The sequence below is a fragment of the Paenibacillus sp. PastM-3 genome, from assembly GCF_029893965.1.
GTDB lineage: Bacteria > Bacillota > Bacilli > Paenibacillales > Paenibacillaceae > Paenibacillus_AQ.
The window spans coordinates 421,925-444,448 of record NZ_JARXXP010000001.1 but is presented as its reverse complement, the minus strand read 5'-3'; the positions used below and the strand labels follow the sequence as shown (position 1 = coordinate 444,448).

16 protein-coding genes and 1 pseudogene are annotated in these 22,524 nt (G+C 50.9%); 12 read left to right on the top strand and 5 right to left on the bottom strand.

Annotated elements, in window-relative coordinates; all coding sequences use genetic code 11:
• Positions 1-24: 24 nt before the first annotated feature.
• Genes M2108_RS02020 through M2108_RS02005 form a run of 4 tightly spaced genes read left to right on the top strand, consistent with a single transcriptional unit; the run spans position 25 to position 5,348 of the window.
• The gene (locus tag M2108_RS02020; RefSeq protein ID WP_277467561.1) at positions 25-1,131 is read left to right on the top strand and encodes a CapA family protein; all 1,107 of its coding nucleotides are present in this window, start codon (positions 25-27) and stop codon (positions 1,129-1,131) included.
• An 18-nt stretch (positions 1,132-1,149) separates the two neighbouring features.
• Positions 1,150-2,379, top strand: a complete 1,230-nt coding sequence (locus M2108_RS02015) for a M20 family metallopeptidase (RefSeq protein ID WP_277467562.1) — start codon at positions 1,150-1,152, stop codon at positions 2,377-2,379.
• Positions 2,380-2,434: 55 nt separating this feature from the next.
• A complete protein-coding gene (locus M2108_RS02010; RefSeq protein WP_277467563.1) occupies positions 2,435-3,637 on the top strand; it encodes a M20 family metallopeptidase in 1,203 nt (400 codons plus the stop codon).
• Positions 3,591-5,348: a M28 family peptidase gene (locus M2108_RS02005; RefSeq protein ID WP_277467565.1), complete on the top strand. Its 1,758-nt coding sequence runs from the start codon at positions 3,591-3,593 to the stop codon at positions 5,346-5,348. The genes M2108_RS02010 and M2108_RS02005 overlap by 47 nt, the downstream gene beginning before the upstream one ends.
• 103 nt (positions 5,349-5,451) lie before the next feature.
• On the opposite strand, the gene M2108_RS02000 is transcribed toward M2108_RS02005, so the two are convergent.
• Together M2108_RS02000 and M2108_RS01995 are read right to left on the bottom strand one after the other, a co-directional pair.
• On the bottom strand, positions 5,452-5,649 hold the full coding sequence (locus M2108_RS02000; protein WP_277467567.1) for a hypothetical protein: 198 nt from the start codon (positions 5,647-5,649) through the stop codon (positions 5,452-5,454).
• A gap of 147 nt (positions 5,650-5,796) precedes the next feature.
• Positions 5,797-6,972: a serine hydrolase domain-containing protein gene (locus M2108_RS01995; protein WP_277467569.1), complete on the bottom strand. Its 1,176-nt coding sequence runs from the start codon at positions 6,970-6,972 to the stop codon at positions 5,797-5,799.
• Positions 6,973-7,249: 277 nt separating this feature from the next.
• Here M2108_RS01995 and M2108_RS01990 point away from each other — a divergent pair, with 277 nt between their 5' ends.
• The 3 genes from M2108_RS01990 to M2108_RS01980 all read left to right on the top strand — a co-directional run bounded on the left by M2108_RS01990 (position 7,250) and on the right by M2108_RS01980 (position 9,759).
• Positions 7,250-8,161 (top strand): glycerophosphodiester phosphodiesterase, encoded by a 912-nt coding sequence (locus M2108_RS01990; protein ID WP_277506075.1) that lies wholly within the window; start codon positions 7,250-7,252, stop codon positions 8,159-8,161.
• A gap of 70 nt (positions 8,162-8,231) precedes the next feature.
• Positions 8,232-8,870, top strand: coding sequence for a serine/threonine-protein kinase (locus M2108_RS01985; protein WP_277467571.1), 639 nt, complete (start codon positions 8,232-8,234; stop codon positions 8,868-8,870).
• A 169-nt stretch (positions 8,871-9,039) separates the two neighbouring features.
• The gene (locus M2108_RS01980) at positions 9,040-9,759 is read left to right on the top strand and encodes a gamma-glutamyl-gamma-aminobutyrate hydrolase family protein (RefSeq protein ID WP_277467572.1); all 720 of its coding nucleotides are present in this window, start codon (positions 9,040-9,042) and stop codon (positions 9,757-9,759) included.
• 8 nt (positions 9,760-9,767) lie between these two features.
• Here M2108_RS01980 and M2108_RS01975 read toward each other — a convergent pair whose 3' ends face one another.
• Together M2108_RS01975 and M2108_RS01970 are read right to left on the bottom strand one after the other, a co-directional pair.
• Entirely contained in the window at positions 9,768-10,004 is a 237-nt protein-coding gene (locus M2108_RS01975) for a hypothetical protein (RefSeq protein WP_277467574.1), read from the bottom strand.
• Positions 10,001-10,954 (bottom strand): AraC family transcriptional regulator, encoded by a 954-nt coding sequence (locus M2108_RS01970; protein WP_277467575.1) that lies wholly within the window; start codon positions 10,952-10,954, stop codon positions 10,001-10,003. The genes M2108_RS01975 and M2108_RS01970 overlap by 4 nt, the downstream gene beginning before the upstream one ends.
• A gap of 154 nt (positions 10,955-11,108) precedes the next feature.
• Between M2108_RS01970 and M2108_RS01965 the strand changes: the two are divergent.
• The 3 genes and pseudogenes from M2108_RS01965 to M2108_RS01955 form a co-directional block, all read left to right on the top strand.
• Positions 11,109-11,783: pseudogene (locus M2108_RS01965) on the top strand (aldo/keto reductase); the annotation flags it as partial.
• A gap of 168 nt (positions 11,784-11,951) precedes the next feature.
• Positions 11,952-12,716: an AraC family transcriptional regulator gene (locus M2108_RS01960; RefSeq protein ID WP_277467576.1), complete on the top strand. Its 765-nt coding sequence runs from the start codon at positions 11,952-11,954 to the stop codon at positions 12,714-12,716.
• A 30-nt stretch (positions 12,717-12,746) separates the two neighbouring features.
• On the top strand, positions 12,747-13,463 hold the full coding sequence (locus M2108_RS01955) for a transglutaminase-like domain-containing protein (protein WP_277467578.1): 717 nt from the start codon (positions 12,747-12,749) through the stop codon (positions 13,461-13,463).
• A gap of 60 nt (positions 13,464-13,523) precedes the next feature.
• Here M2108_RS01955 and M2108_RS01950 read toward each other — a convergent pair whose 3' ends face one another.
• On the bottom strand, positions 13,524-15,236 hold the full coding sequence (locus tag M2108_RS01950; protein ID WP_277467580.1) for a glycoside hydrolase family 13 protein: 1,713 nt from the start codon (positions 15,234-15,236) through the stop codon (positions 13,524-13,526).
• Between the two features lie 204 nt (positions 15,237-15,440).
• Between M2108_RS01950 and M2108_RS01945 the strand changes: the two genes are divergently transcribed.
• The gene (locus M2108_RS01945; protein WP_139171896.1) at positions 15,441-15,587 is read left to right on the top strand and encodes a lmo0937 family membrane protein; all 147 of its coding nucleotides are present in this window, start codon (positions 15,441-15,443) and stop codon (positions 15,585-15,587) included.
• 447 nt (positions 15,588-16,034) lie between these two features.
• Complete coding sequence (locus tag M2108_RS01940; RefSeq protein WP_277467581.1) at positions 16,035-22,433, top strand: rhamnogalacturonan lyase family protein; 6,399 nt, start codon at positions 16,035-16,037, stop codon at positions 22,431-22,433.
• Positions 22,434-22,524: the final 91 nt, after the last annotated feature.

Below are 22,524 nucleotides of genomic sequence, written 5' to 3'. Positions count from 1 at the left end.
TTCTTAAAGAAGAGGTGCTCTTTAATGGAAAAGAAACGGATGACTGTTACTGCGGTTGGAGACTTTGCTCCTTCGCGCGAAATTACTAAATGCAAACCGGAAGTAGATAAGATCTGGGAGTACTTGCGCCAATCCGACTTGACCATTGCCAATCTGGAAATTCCATTGACCAAGGCCGTCGCACACGCGGATAAAGCGGCTACGATAAAAGCGGACCCATCCATTGCCGTCTCCTTTCCGGAATCGGGAATTGACGTTGTGACCATTGCCAACAACCACGCGCTTGATTATGGAGCGGAAGGTCTGCTGGAAACGATAAATGTCATGAAAGAGATCCATATTCCCACTGTCGGCGGCGGGATTAACCTAGAAGAGGCGGCGAGTCCGGTATTCATCGAGAAGGAAGGCGTCCGGTTTGCCGTTTTCGGATTTGCCAGCACGCTGCCTACAGGCTATGCCGCCGGGCCGGATCGCCCGGGTACCGCGCCCATTCGCGCCCACTCCAGCTTTTTCCTCGATAATATGACGCTTGATGAACAGCCGGGCATTTCGCCGTGGGTGGAGACAAGAGTGAATGAGCAGGACCTGGCCTATGCCTGCAGCCGTGTAGCGGAGGCCAAAAAGCAGGCGGATATCGTTATTGTCAATATTCATTGGGGGATCCCGCATGGCTGGTGCGCCGCATTCCAAGGGCCGCTGGCTGATTATCAAACACCGCTAGCCCATGGCTTAATCGACGCAGGGGCCGATGTGATCCTAGGCGGACATCCGCATGTCGTTCATCCTGTGGAAAGATATAAGGAGGGTCTCGTCGCTTACAATCTGGGGAATTTTCTGTTCCATGCCTTCGGCGAAGGTGAAGTGCTGGATACACCGGTTGCCTATCCTCCGTATCAATTTGAAAGCGTCATGAGAGGGATTGCGCTGGAAGCCGTAATTCTGGAACTGGTCGTAGAAGACAAGAAACTGGCAGAAGCCCGTTTCCTGCCTATTCAGCTGAATAATCAGGGTGATCCGGTATTTATGGATGAGACGGCTGCGGTTACGGTTCTCGAACGCTTAAACCAACTGTCGAAGCCCTTTAATGTAAAAGTCGAAATCGAAGCCGGCGTAGGCCAGCTCAAACTGTAACCGGGGCGGAGTGAAACGATGGATATGCGAATCCAGATTGACAATGCAGTAGAGAGCATGCGGGAGGAGATTTTCGAATTTCTCCAGCATCTCATTCAAATTCCAAGTGAGAATCCTCTCGGAGAATATGGACCGATCAGTGAATTTCTTCATAAAGCCCTGCTGGAGCTGGGTTTTGAAGTACAAGTGGTGAACGTGCCGGAGGAACGTGTCAAGCAGGAGGGCCTGCCCACGCCGCGGATCAATGTGATCGCCACGATGCGGGGGAGCGGACAAGGCAGGAGCCTTGTTTTCAATGCTCACCTGGATACTGTACCTGCAGGCAACCCTGCGGAGTGGACATACCCGCCATTTTCGGGAGAACGGGCGAACGGGAAGATATACGGAAGAGGCGCAACCGATTCCAAAGGGCGTTTGGCCGCATATATCATGTCGGCTGTAGCTCTGAAACGTTCGGGAATACCGTTCCGGGGAAATATCACCATCGCCGCAACCTGCGATGAAGAGACCGGGGGCGTGCTTGGAGCCGGTTATGTGAATGAGCAGGGAATGATCGAAGGGGATATGGTCGTTGTGGAAGGCTACAGCAACCAAATCGTCCGCGCCATGGCTGGTGTCATGCAGCTCCGCATCCAGTCCATTGGGGTGCCGGCCCATGCCGCTTTCAAGTGGAAGGGAGTCAACGCCGTGGAGAAGATGGCGGCTGTGATTCAAGGCTTGAGCGGATTGCAGCGGGAGCTTGAGCGGGAGACCTCGGCAGTTCCCGGCATGCGGTATACCAGTCTGAATATGGGCTTGATTCATGGAGGCAGCAAAGTAAATGTCGTTCCTGGATACTGTGAGCTGGAAGTGGATTTCCGGATCATTCCGGAGCATAGCCTGGACGACATCTACACTAGGGTCGAAGCCGTTATACAGGGACTTATGAGCCGGGATCCGCAGATGAATATCCGTATTCACCGCATCACCGAATTTCAGACGGAACCGACCATTACCGGGGAGGATTCACCGTTAATTGCCGAGCTGCAGACAGCGATAAGTGAAGTTACCGGAGCGGAGCTCCCGGTGGTAGGGATGCTGGGACAGTCGGACACCCGCTGGTTTGTTAAGCACGGGATCCCCGGCATCAATTTTGGACCCGGCACCAACGACAACAATATTCATGGCTATGATGAGTTCATGGATATGGAAGATCTGATTCAAACCACCAAGATCCTTACCGTGCTGCAGAAGAATGTCGTGGTTTGATGAAGTCGGCTTTATCCATGGCTTTAAACAACCCAGCAGCAAGGAGAACAAAAGGATGAGCGATATTCTGGATTACCTGAAAGAGAAGCAGGACAATATGCTTGCGACTTTACAATATATAGTGGAGCATGAATCCCCTACGTTGGACAAGCTGTCAGTCGACGCCTTGGGCGTTCAGCTTGTACGGATTTTTGAAGAGCTGACCGGAGGCCGGACGGCTGTAATTGCCAACGAGACGTACGGCGACCATATTCGCGGGGAATGGGGCGAGGGTGAAGAGCAGATTCTTCTGCTTGCCCATTTCGATACCGTATGGAAGAAGGGCGACTGGCCACAGCCTCTGATCGCGGTTGAACAGGATATCCTATCCGGACCAGGGGTATTTGACATGAAGGGCGGCCTGGTTCAAGGTATTTATGCGATCCATGCGCTGCATGCCCTTGGGAAGAAGCTGAAGAGCAGAATTGTGTTCTTGTTTACTTCTGATGAGGAGCTTGGGAGTCCCACTTCGCGGAAGCTGATTGAAGAAGAGGCGCAGCAGAGCAAGTATGTGCTGGTGCTTGAGCCTTCGATTGCGCGCACGAACGCTGTGAAAACATCCCGGAAGGGTGTCGGAATGTTCCGCCTGGAGGTTGTTGGGAACGCTTCGCATGCCGGAGCGGACCATCAGGCAGGCAAGAGCGCGGTAGAAGAACTGGCCAGACAGATCACTTATCTGCACAGTTTAACCGATTATAGTCTTGGAACAACCGTTAATGTGGGTGTGATCTCCGGAGGAAGCACGATCAATGTAGTTGCAGCAAAGGCTGCGGCTGATATTGACCTTCGGGTGACTTCGCAGGCGGAAGCAGACCGGGTCATCCCGCTGATTATGGGCATCCAGCCTGTAACGGAAGGCACTCAGATCGTTGTCACCGGGGGAATGAACCGGCCGCCAATGGAACGGACGGCAGAAGTGGGCTCCATGTATGAGATTGCCAGGGTTATCGCCCTGGAGGAATTGAATTTTGAATTAGCCGAAGGCGCCACCGGCGGGGCCAGCGACGGGAACTTCGCAGCCCCGCTTGCACCGACCATTGACGGACTGGGTGCAGTAGGAGATGGCGCACATGCCGCGAATGAGCATCTGGTCATTTCACAGATGCCGGTCCGGAGCGCCCTGGTGGCACATCTGATTGAAAAGCTGGATGAGATGAAGGGGGATACAGGCCATGGGAGACGCAAGCAAGAACGGCTTGGAGCAGGAGCTGCTGAGTGAAGTCAGCGAAGTGAATCTAATGGGATTTACGGCGCAGGTAGCCAGAGAAGTCCGGTTATCCGGTTCTGAGGAGGAATACCGCGCTTTTGAATATGTAAAGGAAACGCTTGAAGGCTTCGGCCTGTCTACCGAGCTGCTTGAAAGTGATGCTTTCATCAGCTTGCCGGGAGTGGCTGCGCTGGAGATCAATGGCAAGGCCTACACCTGTATTACCCACTCTATGGCTCAGCCGACAGGGGATCAGGGAATTACGGGTGAGCTTGTCTATATCGGTCATGGAATGCCCCAGGATTACGCGCAGGAGGATGTGCAGGGCAAAATTGTCTTATTGGATGGACTGGCCGTACCGGCTGTTGTGAAAATAGCACAAGCCCATGGTGCATTGGGCGCTGTGTTTATCAATGCAGCTTATACGCATGAAATGATCGTATCTCCGGTGTGGGGTAATCCCATCCCGGAAACAGCGGGCCTGCTGCCTCAGCTTCCTGTAGTTTCAATTAACTATGCGGACGGAGAAAGTGTGAAATCCGCTCTTGAGAACGGCAAAACAGGCTCCGCCTGGATGAAGACAGAGATGGATACGGGCTGGCGTAAAATCCCTACCCTGATTGCCGAAATTGAAGGCTCGCATGAGCCGGAGAAATTCGTAATGTTCAGCGGCCATATCGATTCCTGGCACTACGGTGCCATGGACAATGGCTCTGCGAATGCCACGATGCTGGAGGTTGCCCGAATACTGTCCCGGCACCGCGGCGCACTGCGCAGATCGCTCAGACTTGCTTTCTGGTCCGGACATTCACACGGCCGTTACGCCGGCTCCGCCTGGTACTGCGACACGCACTGGGAGGATCTGCACGAGAACTGCGTCCTGCACATTAATGTGGATTCCGTAGGCGGCAAGGGGAATGACATCCTCACGGAAGCGAACTGCATGGCGGAAACCAAAGACCTGGCAGCGGGTCCGATAGCCGTGGTAGCTGACCAGGAATTTGAGGGCGCGCGTTTCGGCCGGGCAGGGGATCAGTCCTTCCTCGGAACCGGGACCCCATCCTTGTTCATGGGTCTGTCCGAAGCAGAGCGCAGCAATGAGCCTGCATCGCAGGCTTTCTCCCTGCTCTTCGGCAGCGGTCGCGCCGGCGGATTCGGCTGGTGGTGGCATACTACCGAGGATACGCTTGATAAGATTGACCCTGTCAATCTGGTCCGTGACTGCAAAGTCTATGTTCTAACCGTCTATCGCGCATGCGCCAATGCCCTGGTGCCTGTCAATCAACTGGCGGCAGCCGAAGAGATCAAGGGCCATCTGTTATCCTATCAGCATACAGCGGAAGACCGTTTGGATTTAAGCGAATCCCTTGCCCGTGTTGACAGGTTGATCGGCAATATTGCTGAACTTCAATCCTTCATTCTAAAGAATGAACTCAGCGAAACGCAGATCACGCTGATTAACGACAATAATATGGAGCTTTCCCGGCTGCTGGTCCCGCTGAATTATGTCGGGGGAAGCATATTCGACCATGACCTCGCGATGAAAGCCGCACCAATCCCGGCGCTGGCTGAAGTATATCAATTGGCGGAAACAGACATGGGAAGCGACAGCTATTACCAATACCGGACGCTGCTTGGCCGACGGGTGAACCGGATAAACTACACGCTGCTGCAAGCCAGCCGTGGAGTAGAGGAGTTATTGGGACGTATAGCACAGTTTTAATCAGCAAAGTTACCTGATGCTGGTTAACCATGCTAAAATTTTCATAAAAAGAGTCAGAGTGAAGCTCTGGCTCTTTTTATGGTACACCCGGCATACATGGGCCCTACAGGGATGTGCCGGCCAGCGCGAATACGAACGCGATAAGCATTTTCTGCATCGGCGCATTCCCGGCCTTGGCTATGATTAGCATGAAAATAATCGTGCTATAGATGCTGACTTCGGTAAAACTGCTGTTCCATACCAGCAGCTGCACATTCATCAGAGAATGGATGCCGATAACGACAAACAGATTTTCAGTCAATAAATAGAGCAGACAAAATATGATTCCTGTAATATTAAGCTTTACTAAGTTTTAGAGTACCTTAACAGTAATAATGAACAAAAGCCCGTGATCGTTCGTGAATGTGGAAACACGAATCACACGGGCTTTTGTTTTGTTCTGCTGCTCTTACAAACTGCTAAACACAATATTGCGCAGCTTGCGGGTGACAGGAAGGGTACCGGCGTCTTTCTTCTGTACCATAAACAGTATAGTCAGCGCATCCTGCGGACTATTCATGAAGTAGGCGCCAAGCCAGCCGTCCCAGCCGTATTCGCCTTTGCTGCCGATATGTCCGGCCTGGCCCGGCTCAGTCATGATCCGCATCTGGTTGCCGTAGCTGTGCCCGCACAGGGATTGCCACAAGGCAAAGCTTTGCTGCTGAGGTGGAGTCAGACCCGCCGAGGTCATATACTGTACAGTTCTCCGCTTGAGCAGCTGAACCCCGTTCAGAGTGCCGCCTTTCATGAGCATTGTCGTGAATCTGGCAGCATCGTCAATAGTGGAGGCCAGCCCTGCTCCGCCAGACTCAAAGGCGGGTTCACGGTCCAGCTGATGGTTAATGCCCAGATGGCTGTCCGCATACAGCTTCAGACCGCCTTCACTGTCATCCTGATAGGTTGTGGCGAGCCGGCTTCTCTGTTCTTCAGTCAGCCAGAACCCGGTATCCTCCATGCCGAGCGGCCCGAAAATTTCTGTCTTCAGAAATTCCCCAAACCGCATGCCGCTTACTGCTTCCACAACAGCGCCAAGCACATCAGCCGATGTACCGTATTCCCAGGATGCCCCCGGCTCGAAAGCAAGCGGACCTTGCCCCAGCCGGCCGGCAAATTCCATAGTGGTCATCGGATTTGCTCCATGCAGACGGGTACCGAGCTCCTGGAGCAGGCTTTCGGTATGCTGTCCGGCCAGACCAGGGCCGCCATATACAAGTCCTGATGTCATGTTCAGCAGGTCATGGATGTTAACTTCGCGTTCGGGGGCAGCCAGTCCGCCGTCTTTTTCGACCATCTGATTACGGAATTTGGGTATGTAACGGCTTACAGGATCAAAGAGATCTACTTCTCCGCGTTCCAGCAGCATCATAACGGCGGTTGCTGTTACCGGCTTGCTCATCGAGTAAAGCCTGAAGATTGAGTTCCTTGCAATGGGGCTCCCCGTCTCCATATCAGCCAGACCGTCCTCATGATAAAAGACTTCTTCGCCGTTTTTAATCACCAAAAAGTTAGCCCCGGCAATTTCTTTGTTTGCAATACTGGTTCTGAGTGTTTTTTTTAGCTGTGAGGCTGTGGCTGATTCCAGCATGGTATGTCTGTCTCCTTTATAATGGTTTTCTCTGAGTCTATTAAATGTTAACCACCTGACTAATCAAATATTAAGCGCTTTTATGAAGCTTGTATAGTAGTTTTGCTGTGGCGGGCTTCTGCGAGAATTTGCATATTTTTATATTCGCATATGGTTCTCACCGGAATATAATAAAAAAATATCAGCGACCCCAAGGAATGGGTAACGCTTAACCCGTCCGGCATGTTAATATATTATTTATGCTATTAAGGATTAGAAAAGTAAAGAGGGCAGATGTATGACGAAAATGTTTAGACACAAGGCTTATTTTATTGGCGTACATGTTTTAATGTTTATCTTCTTGTTTTCAGCACTATATGCTTATTTTCCGTGGATCCGGGTGAAAGTCAAAGAGATCATTAATCCGGCGGATAAGGTACTAACGATTGCTCACCGCGGTGCTTCGGGATATGCTCCCGAGAACACCATCCCGGCAATAGAGCTGGCGATTGAAATGCAGGCCGATTATATTGAGCTCGACATCCATTTGACCAAGGACAAGATTCCTGTTGTTATCCATGATGAGACGGTGAACCGGACTACAGGCAGCAGGGGGTATGTGAAAAATATGACCCTGGAGCAGATCAAGCAGCTTGATGCCGGCTCATGGTTTAATGAGGCTTATCCGATGTTTGCCAGGGAACAGTATGCCGGTATTACCATACCGACACTGGATGAGGTTTTTGAGACGTTCGGCGACAAGACCCGTTATATGATTGAAATTAAAGAGCCTGGGGTAAACAGCCAGATCGAAGCCTTATTAAACGAAGCGATAGAAAAATATAAACTGGAGGACGTTGTCTCTGTTCACTCCTTCAGCAGTGCCAGCTTACGAAAGCTTCATGCGCTCAACCCTGAGATCCCGCTGTACCAGCTTGTATGGTATGACTACACCGCTGTTAGAGCCCCCGTGTCTTATCTTGAGAATGTGAAGACCTATGCGGTCGGGATCAGCCCTAACTTCCAGGGAATCGGAGCAGCTTATGTGGCTCAGGTGAAAAATGCCGGCCTCAAGGTAATGCCTTATACGGTAAATTACCAGGTCAACATGGATAAAGCTTATTTGTGGGGCGTGGATGGCGTCTATACGAATTACCCCGACCGTTTTCAGGAGGTCATTGACACCAACAGGGAGAACGGGCAGTGGTAGCATTATTCCGGTGAACGTATGATATATTAATAGAAACAAAATGCCGGACAGGCTGCAGGGAGAAGCAGGTATGGAGAAGCTGCGGGAACTGATCACTGATGATTTAATGTTAAAAGCCAGTATAGTAAGTATTGATCCCCAAGAGCCTGTACAAGTCAGCAATGTGCCATATCCCTGGAGCGTGCTGGGCTGCGGTAATTATGCCGCTGTTTTTTGCCATCCTGACTATGAAGCTTATGCGGTAAAAATATACGCCCCGGGAAGACCCGGACTGGAGGAGGAAGGGGAGGTATACAGGCTCCTTGGACACCATCCGGCATACGCGCGGTGCTATTATATCGGCAGTACCTTTCTTATTCTTGACCGGCTGCGCGGGGTTACCTTTTACGACTCGATGAAGCAGGGGATCCTTATTACAGAACAGGCGGTCCGCGATATTGACAGTGCACTAGACTACGCCCGTTCCCGGGGACTCTACCCGCACGATGTTCATGCCAAAAATGTGATGATCAAGGACGGCCGCGGCTTGATTGTGGATGTATCAGACTTCCTCAAGCAGGAAGACTGCAGCATGTGGGAGGATTATAAGAAAGCCTATTACCGGCTGTACAAGCCCATCGCCTCACGGTGGATTTTTCCGGTTCCCCGGAGCATACTGGAGATCATCCGGAAAGCCTACAAGTGGCGCAAAAGGAATAACCGCCGTTAGACAAAATCCGATAGAGCAGAGACACACAGTGTCCTGCTTTTTTTATGTAATAATTTGCAATGTGAAATGAAAATACACTTCGTGCTTTGACATACAATGTAATGTAATCTCTGGTGTTATTTTCAAACGCCTATTATAATAAACGACAATAAATGATGGAGGTGCAGCAATGAAGAAACCGATGATTGGAGTCCTGCCTTTATACGATTCCGGCAAAGACAGCTACTGGATGCTCCCGGGTTATATGAAAGCAATAGAAAATGAAGGCGGAATTCCGGTAATGCTGCCCCTGACAACCGATAAGGATAACATTACAGCCTTGGCAGACAGGTTTGACGGATTCCTGTTTACCGGCGGCCATGATATCAATCCTAAAATGTATAAGGAGACAGCGGAAGAGTTCTGCGGAGAATGGTGTGATGAACGCGATGGGATGGAGAAGCTGCTGTTTGACCGGGCAGCAGAATTGGATAAGCCTGCTTTTGGAATCTGCCGCGGGTTACAATTGTTTAACGTGATAAGCGGAGGGAGCCTGTATCAGGATATACCAGCCCAGATGGCAGCAGAGATTGCCGTCAGCCATAAACAGAAACCGCCGTATGCCGAGCCATCCCATTCCGTACATATCTGTAAGGACACGCTGCTTCATAACATTTTGCAGACAGAACACATAGAAGTGAACAGCTATCATCATCAGGGGATCAAAACACTGGCGGCATCATTGACAGCCGCGGCTGCTGCGGAGGACGGGCTGGTTGAGGCGGTAACAATGGAGAATAAAAGCTTCATTCTCGCTGTACAGTGGCATCCGGAATTCAGTTATACAGTGGACAGCAACAGCAGAAAGCTTTTTTCGGCCTTTGTGAATGCCTGTCATAATTCAAATTAAGCGGTCCGTTATTCCTTTCTCGGCGGCTTGATCAGCAGTGTCCCGCCCAGCAGAAAAACGCTGCTGGCATAAAAGACAGTGATCAGCCCCAGCACCTCACCAGTCCTGGAAGCAGGCGATGACTGATAGGCAACAAACATGGAAATGGGCTGTCCGCAGCCCAGGCCAAGTCCCGTCAGTACACTCCAGACCCCAAGCCAAATGGGGGTACCTCTGATAATCCCGATCCAGCATCTTCCTTTCAATCGCCCAGAAAGACTATGCTTTTAGCGGGATCATACATTTCCTTCAATTGCTTCACATCGGACCGCGGCGGGGACCCGAACATCCGCGAATATTCACGGCTGAACTGGGAAGCACTCTCATAACCTACACGGAATGCGACCTCAGCTGCTTCGGCTGATTCGGATAACAGGATGCGCCGGGCTTCCTGCAGCCTCAGCTGCTTCTGAAACTGGATCGGTGTCATGCCAGTTACTTCCTTAAAGTTCCGGTGAAAGGTAGACAGACTCATATTCGCTGCTTCAGCAAGCTGCTCTACACGGATGGTCTGGTCGAAACAGGAAGTCAGGTGATCAATGGCTTCTCTGATCCGGTAAGTATGGCTGCCCTCCATGGCGATTTGGCTTAATGTGACACCATATGGACCCTTCAGCAGGGTATACAGAATCTCTTTTATAAACAGAGGTGCCAGAAATGGGATATCATCCGGCCGGTGCAATAATTCCATCAGTCTTAGAGTCGCGTCGATTAAAGTGTGCTCTGTCTGCCCGACAAAAATAGCGCGTTTGGCGTTCTCGTTCGGAATAATACGTACATTTGCATCGTTAATGACTTCCAGAATCTGATCATGTGTAAATTCCAGTTTAATGCTCAGGTAGGGCTGCTCCTCCGAAGCACGGATGATCTGACCGACCACAGGCAGATTCATTGAAGCTATCAGGTAGTCAGCCGACCCGTATTCAAAGCGTTCCTGCGCCAGGAAAATCTCTTTTTCCCCTTGGGCAATGACACAAAAGGAAGGCTTGTACACCCTGTAGTCCGGCTCGGAAACTTCCGAATAGCGGATGACAAATAAATGGGGGATTGCGGTTTCAACTACTCTATCTTTTGGTGAAAATTGCTGAATGAGCTTTGCCAGCTCTTGCTGCTGCTTGATACTGTAGTAAGCTCTGTGACAGAAATAGGCAAGCATTCAGCATAATCAGGTTAACGCTTTCCGCTAGTACAGGTGCATAATAAAGTAGAGGAACAAGAATCCTACGATAACAGAAATGGAGGATTACACAGTGGAGTATGTTAAATTCGGCAATACCGGAATGGATGTCTCGCGGATTTGTCTGGTCTGATCCCGGAAAGCTATACTGAGTGAGATTGACAAAAGCCTGAAGCGGCTGGAAACCGACTATGTCGATCTTTACATCATCCACCGCTGGGATTATGACACGCCGATTGAGGAAACGATGGAAGCACTCCATGATATAGTGAAGGCGGGAAAAGCCAGATATATCGGCGCTTCCGCAATGTATGCCTGGCAATTCCAGAAGGCGCAGTATACCGCAGAAAAGAATGGCTGGACCCGGTTCGTCTCGATGCAGAATCATCTAAATCTCATCTACCGGGAAGAGGAACGTGAAATGCTACCGCTCCTCAAAGACCAGCACATTGCATCGACTCCATACAGCCCGCTGGCATCCGGAAGACTGATCCGTGACTGGTCTGAAACCACGCTACGCTCAGAAACAGATCACATCCAGAAATCCAAATACGATGCGACTGCAGAGGCCGACAGGCTGATCATTGAGCGGGTAGCCTCACTTGCGGACAAGCGCGGCGTGCCGCGTATTCATATCGCCCTTGCCTGGCTGCTGCAGAAGGAAACGGTAGCTGCTCCGATAATTGGGGCAACCAAGCTAACCCAGCTTGAAGATGCTGTAGGAGCGCTATCCGTGAAACTGACAGAGGAAGAGGTTGCTTTTCTTGAAGAGCTGTACATCCCGCACCGCGTAGTCGGAGCCCAATAAGGGGTAATTAAGACCCGCAGACCGTTGAATTTATGACTGATTACGGTAAAAAAGGTCTGGAATGGAGTATTTATTTAATACCGGGAGCCTGCCGCGTGCAGGCTCTTTTGCTATTTTTTGATATAATGTTCCGGTATAGGAGAGTGACTGGTACTTAAGGGGAGATAAATGATGATGAATTTGTACGGGGCGGAGCACCACCTGCTTGTGCTGTCGGATACCATTGATGCAGATGATCATACCCATGCCTTTGTACAGATAACCCTGGCTTTTGAAGGTGAGCTGGACATTGAGCTGGAAGGCAGGAGTATGCGCTGCAGCGGGATCGCAATTGATTCCAACATCCGCCACCGCCTGGACGGGACGGGGAAGCCGCTGATGCTTCTGCTGATTGACGGAACCTCAGACATTGCGGCCGGCTTCAGACAACGGATTGGCGATTCCGGGTACTGTCAGTTACCGCCCGATCAAGTCAAAACTATAACCGGATTCGTTCAGGCACACTACGCTAGCATTAAGGACAGCAGCAGCTACCGCAGCTTTTTTATGCAGCTGATGGAGCTCTTCCGGCTTGAAGTGCAGGCTGCATTTGAGGATTCCAGAATACGGGATTTGATTCAGCTTATGAAGGATTGCCGGGATTCTGAGCACTCAGTCGGTATGTACGCTAACCAGCTGGGACTTTCGGGCAGCAGACTGGCGCACTTGTTCAAGCAGCACACGGGAACTTCCTTAAGCGGCTATATTGTTCTGCATAAGCTGCAAAAAGCCGTTTACCTGATTTTTAATGGGACCCCGATTACTGATGCAGCGATGGCTGCCGGCTTTGACAGCCCATCGCATTTTGCCGCTACAAGCAAACGGATGCTGGGAATGGCGGCAAGAGAAATCCGCAAGGATAGCGTTTTTTTGAAAGTTTCGTGCCTGCATTAACCTTAGAATAAGTACAGGAGGTGTCATACCATGACTGTACTTATATCAGAGACAGAATTAATGAACTACTCTCATCCCGGGATTCAACAGCTGCTACGTGACCGGCAGTGGGTGCAGCTTCCCGTTAAGGAGCAAATTCTGCAAATCTACAACTTCGTCCGTGATGAAATTCAGTTCGGTTATAACCGCTCAGATGTCATTCAGGCATCTGAAGTCTTGCTGGACGGCTATGGCCAATGTAATACTAAAGGCATTTTGTTTATGACACTGCTCAGGGCAGCTGGCATTCCGTGCCGGATGCATGGCTTCACCATTGATAAGGAGCTGCAGAAGGGAGCGATGAAGGGCTGGTATTACCAGCTCTCCCCGCAGGAAATTATCCACAGCTGGGTGGAGGTCTGGTACAAGGACAAGTGGCTGAATATCGAGGGCTTTATTCTTGACATGCCATACTTAAGCAGACTGCAGGAAAAATTCGCAGCATGCCCCGAAGGGTTTTGCGGCTATGGCGCTGCCACAGATAATCTGTCTAATCCTGAAGTCTACTGGGACGAAGGACATACGTATATTCAGAAGGAGGGCATTGTTCAGGATTTCGGAATCTTTGACAGCCCTGATGAGTTTTTCGCTGTACACCGCCAGAAGCTGGGCCCGCTACGGGAAGCCGTGTTTGTATATATTGTGCGGCATCTGATGAACCGTAATGTTAGTAAGATAAGGCAGGGAACTGCCGCGTCTGGAGCGTAAGACAACCCCAATAAAGCCCCTCAATTGTTGAGGGGCTTTTGCCTGCGCAACCTTGGTGTTTTAATCCGTACTGTTATCCTGATACCTCCGGTACACCAGCCCTTCATAAGGCTTAAGCGTGCCCTGACGATGACATTTCGGCTCAGTCTCACCCGGATAATTGCCGAAGAGAAAGTCTGCCCCCATAAGCCGCTCGGCCTCCAGCTCCGGCAGCTTCCAATGGGCTTCTTCGTTAGAAAAGTTAAGCAGAATCAGCCATTCCTCAGCTTTATCATGGCGTGTGTAAGCGAAGATTTGCTGATGATCTTCAAGCATGAGATCAAAATCGCCGTAGACCATAACCGGATGCTCCTTGCGCAGGCGTATCAGCTTTTTGTAGAAATGAAAGATGGAATCCGGATCATCCAGCTGTGCTTTTAAGTTGACCTCTTTGTAATCAGGGTGCACGGGTAACCAGGGCTGGCCATCCGTGAAACCGGCATTCGGACTGTCGTCCCACTGCATAGGGGTCCGGGCATGATCCCGCGACTTCTGTCTGATCCGCTCCATAATGAGCTCTTCCGGCTCACCGCGTTCTTTAACCATTACATCATAATAAGAGTGTGTCTGCTGTTCGTTAAAATCTTCGATCCGGATCAAGCCCGGATGATTGGTCATTCCCAGCTCCTCGCCCTGCAGGATGAATGGCGTGCCTTTTAACGTATGCAGCAGAATTGCCAGCATTTTGGCAGACTGCACCCTGTATTTGCCCTGGTCCCCGAAGGTCGCAACCATGCGGGGCTGATCGTGGTTACTAAGGTAGAGTCCGAACCAGCCGCCCGGTTCACCGACGTCCTTTTGCCACATCTTCATGACCTCACGCAGATCGTCCAGGCCCCATTCCTTGCTCTGCCACTGGTCTTCCTCGCAATCCGCCAGCTTGGAGGCTTCAGCCGACAACACCATACTCAGCTCACGCCGCTCCGGCCTGGTGTACATAAGCACATCATCTTCATTGACCTTGGAGGTCTCACCTGCAGTGAAAATCTCATAGCGGGAGAACACCTTATCATTCATCTCCCGTAGATATTCATGAATCCGCGGTCCGTTTTTGGTATAAGGCTCGCCGTTCGCCTGCAGTTTCGTCTTATCCGTATCAGGAAACCTCTGATCCTTGGAGATCGAGTTAATCGCATCCATCCGGAATCCGTCAATCCCTTTATCCAGCCAGAAAGTCATAATCTTGTGCATCTCCGCCCGCAGCTCCGGGTTATCCCAATTCAGGTCCGGCTGCTTGGCGTTATATAAATGCAAGTAATATTCACCGCTGTCTTCATCATAGGTCCAGGCCGGCTTACCGAGATAAGAGGTCCAGTTGTTGGGCGGGCCGCCATCCGCCGCAGCCGGACGCCAAATATAAAAATCACGGTACCTGCTGTCCCTGGAGGACTTGGCCTCTACGAACCAGGGATGCTCATCCGAGGTGTGATTGAGCACCAGATCCATAATCAGCCTGATTTTCCGTTTATGCAGCTCGTCCAGCAGCTGTTCCCATTGTTCCATCGTTCCGTATTCATGCTGGATCGCGCAGTAATCTTTAATATCATAACCATTGTCCACATTTGGCGACACATAGACCGGAGACAGCCAGATGGTATCGACCCCAAGCTCAGAGAAGTAGTCCGCTTTGGAGATCAGGCCGTTTAAATCGCCGATGCCGTCCCCGTCGCTGTCCTTAAAGCTCCGCAAATAAACTTCGTATACTACGCTTTCTTTCCAGTAGGTTTTGTACATAAGCTGCTCCTTTCACTATCTTTCTCGTAGTTCATTACCCGAATATAGCAAATGAAACTTCTTAACAAGTCCTCTATCAGCGGTTTATCATTGGGAGCAGGCGTAGTCCATTCTTCAGATAATCCATAAATAAAGGAAGTTTAATTCTCCTTCCATACGGGTAAAAAGAGACAAATACTCCTGAGGAGAAGGGCGGTAATAATTATGTTATGGGGTTTAATCGGTCTAGTGGTACTACTATGGCTGTTCGGCTTTATCTTTAATGTCGTCGGCAATCTTATTCATCTGCTGCTCGTTGTCGCCGTGGTTCTCTTTCTCGTTAACCTGTTCCGCGGTCGTTCCCGAAGTTAGCCGGCACTCATTCATGAGTGTTTTGATCAAGAACCGCAGCCTCGTGTCAATGAGAGGCTGCGGTTCTTTTCGCTGGTTGCATACTTATCTTCAGCAACATCAGTTATACCGAAAAAGCGGGCTGGGGCTTTAGCTGGAGCGGATTTCAAAAATATTAAAAAGTAAAATAGTCGATTTTAAGCTTAATATGCATTTTTTTGCTAAGAATGCGCTCTCATAATTTGATACACTTGTGCATATTTAGTGGCGGGATCGAGTTTTGCAGCAGATTTGGAGTCCAATAGGAGAACCCGCTTATATAAACGCCGTATTGAAGGGAGTGATGATTCTAACAACATTCAAGGTTTATGATTGGAGAACTGAAGCTTTACAGGTATACCGGGTTCAAGTTTAGATTTCCCCTGGTTTCTAAAAATTGATTTTAGACAAATAGGAGGAGTTAAGTACATGGGTAAAAGAGTTTCCGTCAGGAAATCGGTGCTTGCATTCGTTATGTCATTTCTCATGATCCTTTCGTTAGTCGTTCCTCCAGCTCCGGGGTATGCTGCAACAGCAAGAGCGGACAGTCCGCTTGCCCGGCAGGCAGAATATCTCGACCGGGGTCTGGTAGCGGTTCTGACCAGCAGCGGTGTGTATTTGAGCTGGAGATACTTAAATACGGATTCAGATGAAATCGCTTTCAATGTATATAAAAACGGATATAAAGTAAACAGCGCACCTATTAGCAATTCTACGAATTATTTGGACATAACAGGAGCAGACAGCTCCCAGTATCAGATTTCTACTGTTATTGCCGGTAAAGAAGTAATCCAGCCGGAAACGGCATCGGTATGGCATAACAATTACCTGCCGATCCCGCTGGATAAGCCGGATGACGGCCGGACTAAGGATGGCGGAACCTATTCCTATTATGCAGGGGATGCCTCTGTTGGGGACCTCGATGGCGACGGAGAATATGAAATCGTTTTCTTATGGAGCCCGAGCAACTCTAAGGATAACTCCCAGGCCGGTTACACCGGCAATGTCTATATTGATGCAGTTAAGCTTGACGGTACGAAGCTGTGGCGGATTGACCTTGGCGTGAACATCCGGGCCGGGGCCCACTATACCCAGCTGATGGTCTATGACCTGGACGGCAACGGCAAAGCTGAGGTTGTGGTTAAGACAGCAGACGGCACCAAGGACGGCCAAGGCACCGTAATTGGTGACGGCACGAAGGATTACCGCAACGATGGCGGATATATCCTGACAGGTCCTGAATATCTGACGCTGTTCAACGGTGAGACCGGAGCAGCTGTATCCACAGTGAATTACATCCCGCCTAGAGGCGATGTTGCCGCATGGGGCGACGGATACGGCAACCGCGTGGACCGTTTCCTCGGAGGCATTGCCTATCTCGACGGAGTGAAGCCCAGCGTGGTGATGGCACGCGGTTACTATACACGTACTGTGCTGACAGCCTACGATTTCACCGGCGGCCAGCTGGTACAGCGCTGGACCTTTGATACTAACGAAGCAGGCAAAGAGTACGAAGGACAGGGTAACCATAATCTCAGCGTGCTTGACGCCGACGGTGACGGCAAAGATGAGATTATGTACGGTGCTCTGGCAATTGATGACAACGGCACCTTAATGTACAGCACCGGACTTGGCCACGGCGATGCGATTCATGCCGGCAAGCTCGACCCGAACCGGGACGGTTATCAGGTCGTAAGCGTGCATGAGCACACAAACGCTGAGTATGGTCTGGAGATGCGCGACGCCGCTACAGGTGATATTCTCTGGGGCCAATATACAGGTAAGGATACAGGACGCGGAATGTCTGCAGATATTGATCCGACTTATCCCGGATATGAATCCTGGGCCTCCACGATTACCGACGGTCAGATGGACCCTCTCTCCAAGGGTTTTGCGGCAAACGGCGACGTCATTTATGAACAGAACGAAGTGCCAAAGAGTGCTAACTTTGCAATCTGGTGGGACGGGGATCTTCAGCGTGAACTGTTCGACCATGAATGGAATAACACAACAGCAAAAGGCATTCCGCTTGTTTACAAATGGGATTATGAAAATAAGCAGCTGAAGGAAATCTTCCGGGCAACCGGTACCTTAACCAATAACCACACCAAGGGAACTCCTGCCCTTCAGGCGGATATTCTGGGCGACTGGCGCGAGGAGCTGCTGCTGCGCAGTGAGGATAGCAGCGAGTACAGACTCTATACGACGACTATTCCTACTGCGTACAAGATTCCAACGCTGATGCAGGATCCAGTATACCGCCTGGGCATTGCCTGGCAGAATGTAAGCTACAATCAACCGCCTCACACAGGCTTCTATCTCGGTACTGAAGCCACCTCATTCCCGAAAGCGAACCTGGCGCTGACCGGCTCACAGCAGCTGCCGGAGCAGGTGTATCATTTTGCATTCGGAACGGAGCCTGCTGCAGGAGCAACTGCTGTTCAGGACACTCCTTATTCGCAGGGAACCGGCTACGGCTTTGAAGACGCAAGTGGAATTACGGTAGGCGCAAACCATGTGGCTCTGCCGGAAAATGCAAAGTTCGCAGTTGATCTGCCGAACGCCAACTATCAGGTTACGATTAAAGTAGGGGAGGATGCCCGCAACTCAAACGTAGGCGTCAAATCGGAATTCGTACAGAAGCTGGCTGTCACCAGCGTTAATGCCGGAGAATCCCGTGAATATTCCTATGATGTTGCACTGGTTGACGGTCAACTCGAGTTCATTTTCACCGGAACAGCCATTGATGTTCAGGAAATCACGATTTCGAAATACCCGGAGAAGACAACAGGTGACCACACGACAATCTACATGGCCGGCGACTCCACTATGCAATCTTACAGTGAACAGCAGGCACCGCAGGAAGGCTGGGGCCAGCAGTTCGGCCGTTACTTCGCTAATGGCGTCGTCGTCCAGAATGATGCGATCGGCGGCAGAAGCAGCAAATCGTTTATGGTGGACGGCCGCCTGGATTCTATCCTGCAGCGGATCAAGCCGGGCGACTATTTCTTTATTTCCTTTGGCCATAATGATGCCAGCATTGGTATTCCAGATCGGTATGCGTCACCGGCGGATTACAAAACCTATCTGGCCCGTTACATCAACGGCGCTAGACAGCGCGGCGCTGAGCCAGTCCTGCTTACTCCAGTTGGACGCAGAGATTTTAACACCATCACTCAAGAATTTAACGTAAGCTTTCCGGAATATGTGCAGGCTGCCAAAGAGGTAGCGGAAGAGCTGAATGTCAAGCTGATTGACCTCAGCCAGCTAAGTATTGCTTATTACGATAAAATCGGCCTCAGCGCTTCGGAAAAGGTCTTCCTGTATGCCAATCCGGGCGAATATCCGAAGTACCCTAACGGGGTGAACGATAACACCCATTTCAGCAGCTACGGCGCACAGGTCATTGCCGCATTGGTTGCAGGAGCAGTAAAAGAAATGGGAATAGGTATCTCTCCTTATGTGATTGACCCTGACATTACCGAACCTGAACCGGAACCGGAAATCCAGGTGTATGAGGAGAACTTTGATGGTGATCCTGCAGCCGTCCAGTATGCGATGGTCAATTCTACGGGAATCGCCGGTACAATGACGGGAACTGTTGTCGACCAGAACGGTAACAAAGTGCTGTCCGTTAACGGATCAGGCTCGGGTAACCGTGCGAAGACCTTCCGGTTGTTCGATGCCGTGAACGGCGATATTGTCAACGTGAACTTCGACTGGCATTCCGGCAATGTCAGCGCTTCCCCCTCGGAAGGACATCTGTCCATCCTTGATGCGAACGAGAATATTATTCTCACACTGCTGACCAAGACCGGTACTGCAAATCCGGGCAACAAAATCCATTACTTCGTTGGCCCTTATACACCGGATTATGGAACAGGCACTACAGCAGTACCGGATGGCGGCATCGCCACCAATCTGCTGAAGAACCAGTGGGTCAATGTGGACGTGAACATTAATTTTGCTGAAAAGACCATGGACCTGACTTTGACGAGCAAGGCGGACCCGAGCCTCACGCAGACCACCAAGGACATTCCGATGAATCCAGGCGCCTATACCAATAATGTAAGGGCACTGCGTTTCCTTGGAACAAGAAAAGGGGGAGGCGGCACACTCAGCTGGACTACTCAGATTGATAACGTGAAGATTCAAGGCATGAAGCTGCCGCCGGTTGCCGGCGATCAGAAGGCGTTAATTACCCTGCATAATGAAGTGAAAGCACTGGATCTGTCAGCTTACACCGAAGCTTCCAAAGCTGTGCTGAACAAAGCATTGGCGGCTGTTGAAGCAATCCTCGGTACGGAGGCGACACAGGCTCAGGTCGATCATGTGTTTAACATGCTGACGGTTGCCAAGGATTCATTAACTGCGGAACCGGCAGGTGCGATCAGCAGCTACTCCTTTGATTTCGGCTCCGGTGCTGCCGCAGAAGGATTCATTGGTGTAAATGCCAAGCGGGCTTATATCGAAGGCAATGGATACGGCTTTGCCGACACCGCGCTGGTTCAGGACGAAAACCGGCAGACCGGTGATCTCCTGAAGGAAGACTTCACCCGCGTGAACGGCACCTCCTTCCTGGTAGAAATGAAGCCTGCCAATTACAGAGTAACCATGACCATCGGTGATGCACAGGAATCGACCAATACCGGCGTGGTTGTAGAGCAAATGCCGAAGCTTCCGGTTACGACTGTAGCCAAAGGCGAATTCAAAGAGGTCTCCTACGATATCGCCCTGATTGACGGCGTCTTTAACTTTGAGTTCTCCGGCAGCACACCAAATATTAATGCGCTGACCATCGAGCGGCTGCCTGACAACGGCGCCGGCACACAGCCGGTCATTTATCTGGCGAGCGATTCCACAGTGGCCAATTATGCCGAAAGCTACCGTCCGCAGGCCGGATGGGGCGAGCAGCTGGGCAGCTACTTTGATCTGGATAAGATCAGCATTGACAACCGTGCGGTCAGCGGGCTCAGCAGCAAAACCTTCCTGGTAGGCGGCTATCTGAACAATATCCTGCTGAACATTCACGAAGGCGATTACCTGTTCATGCAATGGTCCCACAACGATTCCACACCTTCGCGGCCGGAACGTTATCTAACACCGGAGCAATTCAAGGTGTACCTGAAGGATTATATTAACGGAACAGTACAAAGAGGCGCAACTCCGGTTCTAGTTACACCGGTTAACCGCCGTGACTTTAACGGAGAAGTCCTCAATAAGAGCTTCCCGGAATATGTGCAGGCCATGAAGGAAACAGCCCAGGAAACAGGAACGCTGCTGATCGATCTGAATCAGGCAAGCTGGGAGTATTTCCAGGAGCTCGGTCCGGAAGGCACCAAATCGATCTTTATGTGGGTGGGGACAACCGAAGACAATACCCATCTGCAGATGAACGGTGCGATCAAGGTATCCGGCATGGTGGCTAAGCTGGTACAGGAGCTGAATATCCCTCTGTCTGAACTCGTCACCCTGGAAGAGGAGCCGTCTGACCAGAAAGCGCCGCACACGACAGCAGTGGTTGAAGGCGAACAACATAACGGCTGGTATATCTCACCTGTAAAAGTTACTTTTACGGCAACAGATGAAGATTCGGAAGTGGAAGCGACCTACTTCAAGGTCGATGGCGGCGAAGCAGTCAGCGGCACGCAGCTGACCCTTAGCGAAGAGGGCAACCATACCGTTACTTACTGGAGCGTTGACGTTGACGGCAACAAAGAGGCGGAACAGATCCTTTCCGTTCCGGTCGATCTGGCGCCTCCGGTCATTGAAATTCTGGGACAGACTGAATACACCATTGACCAGCAGGTTGTCATTGGCTATTCCGCTGCCGATACCGTTTCTGGCGTCGAACAGCCGACCGGAGAGATATTGAACACTCCGGCCTATACGCTGGAACCGGGATTGAATACAGTAACTGCACTGGTCTATGACCGCGCAGGCCAAACAACCACTCTAGACTACAGCTTTGGCGTTACTGCTACTTTTGCAAGTCTGGCTGAGCTTACCCGCATCTTCGCAGCCGGATCGGAGGACCCTGGTGCACCAACGGTTTCCGGTCAGCTTACGGATAAGCTGCAGCAGGCTGAACAGGCAGCAGCAGCACATAATGGTGTGAAGGCCCGCCAGCTCCTGAACGCTTATAGTAATGATGTCAACACAGCCAGAAACACAGTCTTTACGGCTGAGCAGGCAGATGCACTGATTAAGTGGTCAGCATGGCTGAGCCAGGCGACCCCGCTGGCGAGCAGTGCCCCAGGCACGCCGGTGTTGTCCGATAATAACGGTCATGACACTGGCCTGAGAGACGGAGACTATACAATTACGATGAATCTCTGGTGGGGAAATAACGGCACCAAGTTCAGACTGTACGAGGACGGCAAGCTGGTGAAAGAAGTATTACTGCCTGACCAATCCCCGTCTGCGCAATCCGTGAAGATTGACATTACCGGCAAGCCGAACGGAACTTACGTTTATACCGGTGAACTGATCAACTCGCTGGGCACAACGAAGAGTGCACCACTGACTGTGACTGTTACCGATGCTGCTCCGGGTCAAGCGGTATTGTCTAACGACAACTGGGATGGAGACGGCAGCTTTAACGTTACAATGAATCTGTGGTGGGGAACCAATGCTACCGAATACAAGCTTTACGAAAATGGAAAGTTGATTGACACGCAATCGCTTCAGGCCCGTACACCTGGTGCCCAGTCGGCAGTAACGGCCATTTCCGGCAAAGCGGCTGGCACTTACGAATACGAAGCGGTGCTGAGCAACGCTGCGGGTGAAACCCGGACCGTGAAGATGACTGTAAAGGTACGGAAATAAGTACGGGAGACAGCTTGCGGAGCTAAACTGAATTTACGCTCCACAGCCCGAGGAGACGGTTTAACCGTTTCATCGGGCTTTTTTACAGGTG

Excerpts from the sequence above, each read along its gene's own strand:
- M2108_RS02020 (WP_277467561.1), top strand. The coding sequence starts at position 25 with ATGGAAAAGAAACGGATGACTGTTACTGCGGTTGGAGACTTTGCTCCT.
- M2108_RS02015 (WP_277467562.1), top strand. The coding sequence starts at position 1,150 with ATGGATATGCGAATCCAGATTGACAATGCAGTAGAGAGCATGCGGGAG.
- M2108_RS02010 (WP_277467563.1), top strand. The coding sequence starts at position 2,435 with ATGAGCGATATTCTGGATTACCTGAAAGAGAAGCAGGACAATATGCTT.
- M2108_RS02005 (WP_277467565.1), top strand. The coding sequence starts at position 3,591 with ATGGGAGACGCAAGCAAGAACGGCTTGGAGCAGGAGCTGCTGAGTGAA.
- M2108_RS01995 (WP_277467569.1), bottom strand. The coding sequence starts at position 6,972 with ATGCTGGAATCAGCCACAGCCTCACAGCTAAAAAAAACACTCAGAACC.
- M2108_RS01990 (WP_277506075.1), top strand. The coding sequence starts at position 7,250 with ATGACGAAAATGTTTAGACACAAGGCTTATTTTATTGGCGTACATGTT.
- M2108_RS01985 (WP_277467571.1), top strand. The coding sequence starts at position 8,232 with ATGGAGAAGCTGCGGGAACTGATCACTGATGATTTAATGTTAAAAGCC.
- M2108_RS01980 (WP_277467572.1), top strand. The coding sequence starts at position 9,040 with ATGAAGAAACCGATGATTGGAGTCCTGCCTTTATACGATTCCGGCAAA.
- M2108_RS01970 (WP_277467575.1), bottom strand. The coding sequence starts at position 10,954 with ATGCTTGCCTATTTCTGTCACAGAGCTTACTACAGTATCAAGCAGCAG.
- M2108_RS01960 (WP_277467576.1), top strand. The coding sequence starts at position 11,952 with ATGATGATGAATTTGTACGGGGCGGAGCACCACCTGCTTGTGCTGTCG.
- M2108_RS01955 (WP_277467578.1), top strand. The coding sequence starts at position 12,747 with ATGACTGTACTTATATCAGAGACAGAATTAATGAACTACTCTCATCCC.
- M2108_RS01950 (WP_277467580.1), bottom strand. The coding sequence starts at position 15,236 with ATGTACAAAACCTACTGGAAAGAAAGCGTAGTATACGAAGTTTATTTG.
- M2108_RS01945 (WP_139171896.1), top strand. The coding sequence starts at position 15,441 with ATGTTATGGGGTTTAATCGGTCTAGTGGTACTACTATGGCTGTTCGGC.
- M2108_RS01940 (WP_277467581.1), top strand. The coding sequence starts at position 16,035 with ATGGGTAAAAGAGTTTCCGTCAGGAAATCGGTGCTTGCATTCGTTATG.